Below are 4981 nucleotides of genomic sequence, written 5' to 3' on the forward strand. Positions count from 1 at the left end.
ATCCGGCGCATGAACTCGGCAAAGAGCGCGTTCTGCATGTGGATGGGAAGGGCAAGCACCCGGTTGAGAAACCGCTGGATCGGGGGAAGCTCTTCGAGCAGCACCCCGTCCTTGTCGATCAGCCGCAGGGCCGTCCAGTCGGTGAAGCTCTCGTAGCTCATCGCCTCGGCGCGCCCGGCGGCAAGATCGGCGAAATACCCACGCAGCGCCGCTCGCGCGATCGGGCTTTCGAGATTGTCCTCCTCGCGGAACATGCCTTGCGAGCCGGTCTCGCGCTGGCCCTTGGTCAGGGCCCCCAGCTGGTCGAGGCGTTTGGCGATCGTCGAGGTGAAACGTTTCTCGCCATGCACATCGGAGGTGCAGACCCGAAAGAACGGTGCGCTGACCTGGGCCGAGCGATGCGTGCGGCCGAGCCCCTGGATGGCTGCATCCGCGCGCCAGCCGGGCTCCAGAAGATAGTGCCGCCGCCGTTTCTGGTTCTTCGCGGTTTGCGCCGCATGGTAGGACCGGCCCGTACCGCCCGCGTCGGAGAAGATCAGGATATCCTTTTCGCCGTCCATGAAGGCTTGGGTCTCGGACGAATTGCTGCTGGCGCTGCGCTTCTCGATGAAGAGATGGCCATCCTCGGCCTTGAGTGGCCGGATGAACCGCCCCGTGACTTCTGCCACGGCCTCATCGCCAAATGCCCAGAGGATCTGATCGAGCGCCGAGGGGATCGGCGCCAGCGTCATCAATTCCATCATGGCCGCGTCACGCAAAGCGAGCGCCTCGCGCGAGACAACGAGCGCCCCGGTCTCATCCCGCAAGGGTTCCGCCACCATATTGCCGTCGATCTCCACGAGCTTTTGCGCATGGATCGGGAAGGCCTGTTCGAGGTAGCCCAGAACATAGTCGCGCGGCGTCAAGGCACCCTCGACGAGTTCATCCTCCGGGTCCATCGCCTCAAGCCGACGCTTCAGCAGGCTCTCGCCTGTCGAGACAACCTGGATGACGCAAGCCTTGCCTGCCGCCAGGTCGTCCTTGATCGCACGGATGATGGTCGGGGCTTTCATGCCCATCAGGAGATGGTTGAAGAAGCGCTGCTTCGTGCTCTCGAAGCGGGACTTGGCCGAGGCGCGTGCGGCCGACGCATTAGTTTCCCCCGAGGCGTCGTTGACGCCGGTCGCAGTCAGCGCCGCTTCGAGATTGTGGTGGATCATCCGAAAAGCACCCGCGTATGCGTCGTAGATCTCGATCTGGGCCGGGGTCAGCGCGTGTTCGAGCACGTCATACTCCACCCCATCAAAACTGAGGGCACGCGCCGTGTAGAGCCCGAGCGTCTTGAGATCGCGCGCGACCACCTCCATGGCAGCCACGCCGCCGGCTTCCATCGCAGAAACGAAGCTCTCGCGGCTTGGGAAGGGGTATTCGGGGCCCTGCCCCCAGAGCCCCAGCCGCGCGGCATAGGCGAGGTTGTGGACGCTCGTCGCACCCGTGGCCGAGATGTAGAAGACGCGAGCGCGGGGTGCTGCCAGTTGCAGCCGGAGGCCAGCAAGGCCCTGCTGGGAGGGTTTGACCCCCCTGCCCTGCTCGGACCCGGCCGCGTTCTGCATGGCATGGGCCTCATCAAAGGCCAGCACGCCTTCAAAGTCTTCGCCCATCCAGGCGAGGATCTGGCTCAGTCGCGTGGTGCCGCATTTGCCCGCGGACCGCAGCGTGGCGTAGGTGACAAAGAGGATGCCGTCGCCCATCGGGACGGGCTGGTCCGGTTTCCATTTGGAGAGCGGCTGGATGTCGGCTGGCGAGCCGCCGAGATCGGTCCAGTCGCGGATGGCGTCCTCGATGAGCGTGGCGGATTTGGAGACCCAGATCGCCTTCCTGCGCCCGGAAAGCCAGTTCACGAGAATGAGCCCTGCGCATTCGCGGCCCTTGCCGCAACCGGTGCCGTCGCCGAGGAAATAGCCAAGGCGATAGGCACGTGCATCCGGGTCATCATCGGCGCGCGTCAGCTTGGTCTGGTCGTCATCGATGGTAAACCGACCGGGCAGGTCGCGCCCATGGGCGTCATGCGCCATGATGATGGTTTCCAGCTGCGCCTCGGAGAGGTGACCCTCCTCGACCAACCGTGCGGGCAGGCGCAAGTCATCACGACCCGTATTTGAGGGCATGGGCGGGGCAACCGAGGCCATGGCGATGCTCTCGACGAGCGGGGTGGGATGTTCCTGCGCACCCGCGATCTCGATCCGTTGCGGACGGTAGCGCGCATAGATGTCCGAGATGGGCGTGTTGTCGCGCGGGATATCAAAGCTCGTGAAAGTTAGCGGGACAACGGCATTGGCCCGAGGCTTGGAGGCGGCGACAGGCGCAGCGGCGGTCTTGCGCGGAGCAGAGGATGGAACGGTCGGCCGAATGTGCGGGATCGCTGCTGCCCGTTGGGCGGGGTGCATCTCAGGCCGGGTTGCGGCCACGGCGTCGACAAAAGGAAGGGCTTCATCCAGATCGCACACAACGGCGCGGATCATCTCGCAATCCTCCTGCACCTTGTCGAAGATCATGAGCTGGGTTTCCACAGTTGTGCCGAGCTTGCGGTAGACCTGCCCCGGCATCGTCAACGCCAGTCGCGGCGTCAGGAGGCTGCAGGCGCGGGACCAATGCGCGGCATCGCGTTCGGGCGTGAACCCCGGCGGCATGATCGCCACCAGGCGCCCACCCGGCGCGAGACGCTTTGCAGCCGCGATGAGATGTTTGGCGGCGATGTGCTTGTCCCGCGACCGATCGACCGAGGCGGCGAAGGGCGGATTCATCACCACGACGTCGGGTAGAACCGGCCTCTGCAGCAGATCATCGATATGCTCGCCGTCATGGCCTGTGACCTCGCCGCCGAAAACCGCGCGCAGGAGGCGCTGGCGAAAGGGGTCGATCTCGTTGAGCAGAAGCGTGGCACCGGCCCGGGCGGCGAAAGCAGCCAGGGCACCGGTGCCAGCCGAGGGCTCCAGCAAAGTCTCGCCCTTGCGAACGGCTGCCGCCCGCACGACCATTGCCGCGAAAGACAACGGCGTGGAAAACTGCTGCAGCCGGATCTGCTGCTCTGACCGGCGGGTTTCCGTCAGCAGCCGCGAGGCAAGCAGCTTTGCAGCGGCGATGTCACCTGCCACGCCGTTCCCACGCAGCAGCACCTGGACAGCCGCGGCCTGCATCAGGTCATATGCCATGCGCCAGTCCCAGGCACCGCCGGCATTGCTGCCAAGAAACGTCTCGCGCATGACGCGCGCGAGCGCTGAGCTGCGCAGGGGTTGGTGGTCGATCTCTGTGCCGATAAGCGCTAGCGCAGAGGCGAGATCGGCTTCGGAGATTGCGAGAGCCGGGTTGGCCGTTCTGGGTTTGGACATGGGGATTTTCCTTTGGATCAGGGTCTGAGTTCCAAAGGACAAAAAGCCAGCTTCCGTAATGGGGCGGGCCTCTGTCAAGGGTTTCGGGCAAGTCAAAAATCCCGGCGAAGATCTCATTCTTCTCCGAGTTTTAAGGCACAAATTCAGAAGCTTACTTTTTCTTTTTCACTGCACCGGCACGTCAGGACTGAAGGACACCCCCCTGTCCGGGCTTCGCTCTTCCGTCCGTAGTCAGCCGCATGGCTGCCACTCTATGCCTGGTCCAAATCTGGTCCTGGGTGCCCATCTTTTACGCGTATTCAGCGTTAGCCGATAACTAGCGGGCTTTCGGCATCTCCAGGAACCTCGTCCCGGCAAGGGACCTCGTCGTACCTGTCGTCAGGTGCAGTGCGTTCCTCCGTCAGATCAAGTTCTGGAATTATTTTACTCAGACCGTTGCCGGGGAGCTCTGCACATGGCGGAATGGTGTGCCGTCTCGCCACATGCGGTGCAATACAACGCCAATACGCCGCGCAAGTGCAATCAAGGCCCGTTTCGATCCACGCCGATGGGCCACTCTGAGCGCCCAGGCCTGGAGCCAGTTTGGTGACCCACGGTGCATCAAGATCATCGCCGCTTGATACAAGGCCGTTCGAAGGGCCCGGTCACCGGCTCGAGTAATTTGCCCGACAATGTCCATCTCTCCGGATTGCGTACGTCTCGGCGTCAGCCCCACCCACGGACCAACATCCTTCGATCGCGCGAACCGGGTCGGATCGTCGATCGCGGATTTGACCGTCAGGGCGACGATCCGACCGACGCCTGGCATCGTCATCATCAGACGGCAAACGTCGTCTTGTTTTGCCAGATCCGCGATTGTCGCATCCAATTCAGCCAACTCGGCGCGCAACTGCGCACGCGCGCGCAAAAGGGCCTCTGTCGACGCCGACAGGATTTCATTCTGCTCAACCAGTTCCCTCACCCGGGCCTCGTACCTGATCCGGGTGACGTGTCCCAGCTTCAGACCGAAGTTCCGCAAAACACCCCGCATGGAAAGCTCAAGGTTGATGATGGCCTGCTGAACTGACTTGCGCGCTGTCAGCAACGCGCGGATTTCCTGGGAGGACACCGATTTGCGGTGCACGGGCCTGTACCATCCCATTTGAAGCAAGCGCGCAATGCCCTGAGCATCGCGCCGATCGGTTTTGATCGGCATGGCTTTCAAAGCGGCTTTCACCAACCGCGTTTCCATCAAGACCACGTCAAGTCCGGCCTCTTCGATGCCCTTACTCAGCCATTGGGACAGTGGTCCGGCTTCAAGACCGATCGCATCGACCGCGTACGGCAATGACGTCATCGCACGCACCAGCGCCTCAGGCTCGCTGGCGGCCTCCAACTCCTCAACAACCTTCCCTTGCGGCCCCAGCACACAAATCGCCGTGCTTGTCAGAGATACATCTAGTCCGATAAATACATTCATGTCGTTGCCCTTCTATTCTTAGGAATTGAGGCGCATGGAAACATACGACCTCGTAGACGCGCTGCAGGCGCATCAAGGGCAACGGCACTTCAGATCATGCTGACAAACAAGCGAAACGTGCTCGATTCGCCGACAGCCCCATTACGGCATCTTT

The 4981-nt window shown here is 62.6% G+C and carries 2 protein-coding genes; both read right to left on the minus strand.

Features of this window, described 5'->3' with window-relative positions:
- Positions 1 to 3368 (minus strand): strawberry notch family protein (locus CLM60_RS12065; protein WP_095589412.1); only part of this gene is annotated, 3368 nt, incomplete at its 3' end.
- A 427-nt stretch (positions 3369 to 3795) separates the two neighbouring features.
- Positions 3796 to 4827, minus strand: a complete 1032-nt coding sequence (locus CLM60_RS12070; protein ID WP_095587668.1) for an IS110 family RNA-guided transposase — start codon at positions 4825 to 4827, stop codon at positions 3796 to 3798.
- Positions 4828 to 4981: the final 154 nt, after the last annotated feature.

This window comes from Actibacterium ureilyticum, from assembly GCF_002285435.1.
GTDB lineage: Bacteria > Pseudomonadota > Alphaproteobacteria > Rhodobacterales > Rhodobacteraceae > Actibacterium_C > Actibacterium_C ureilyticum.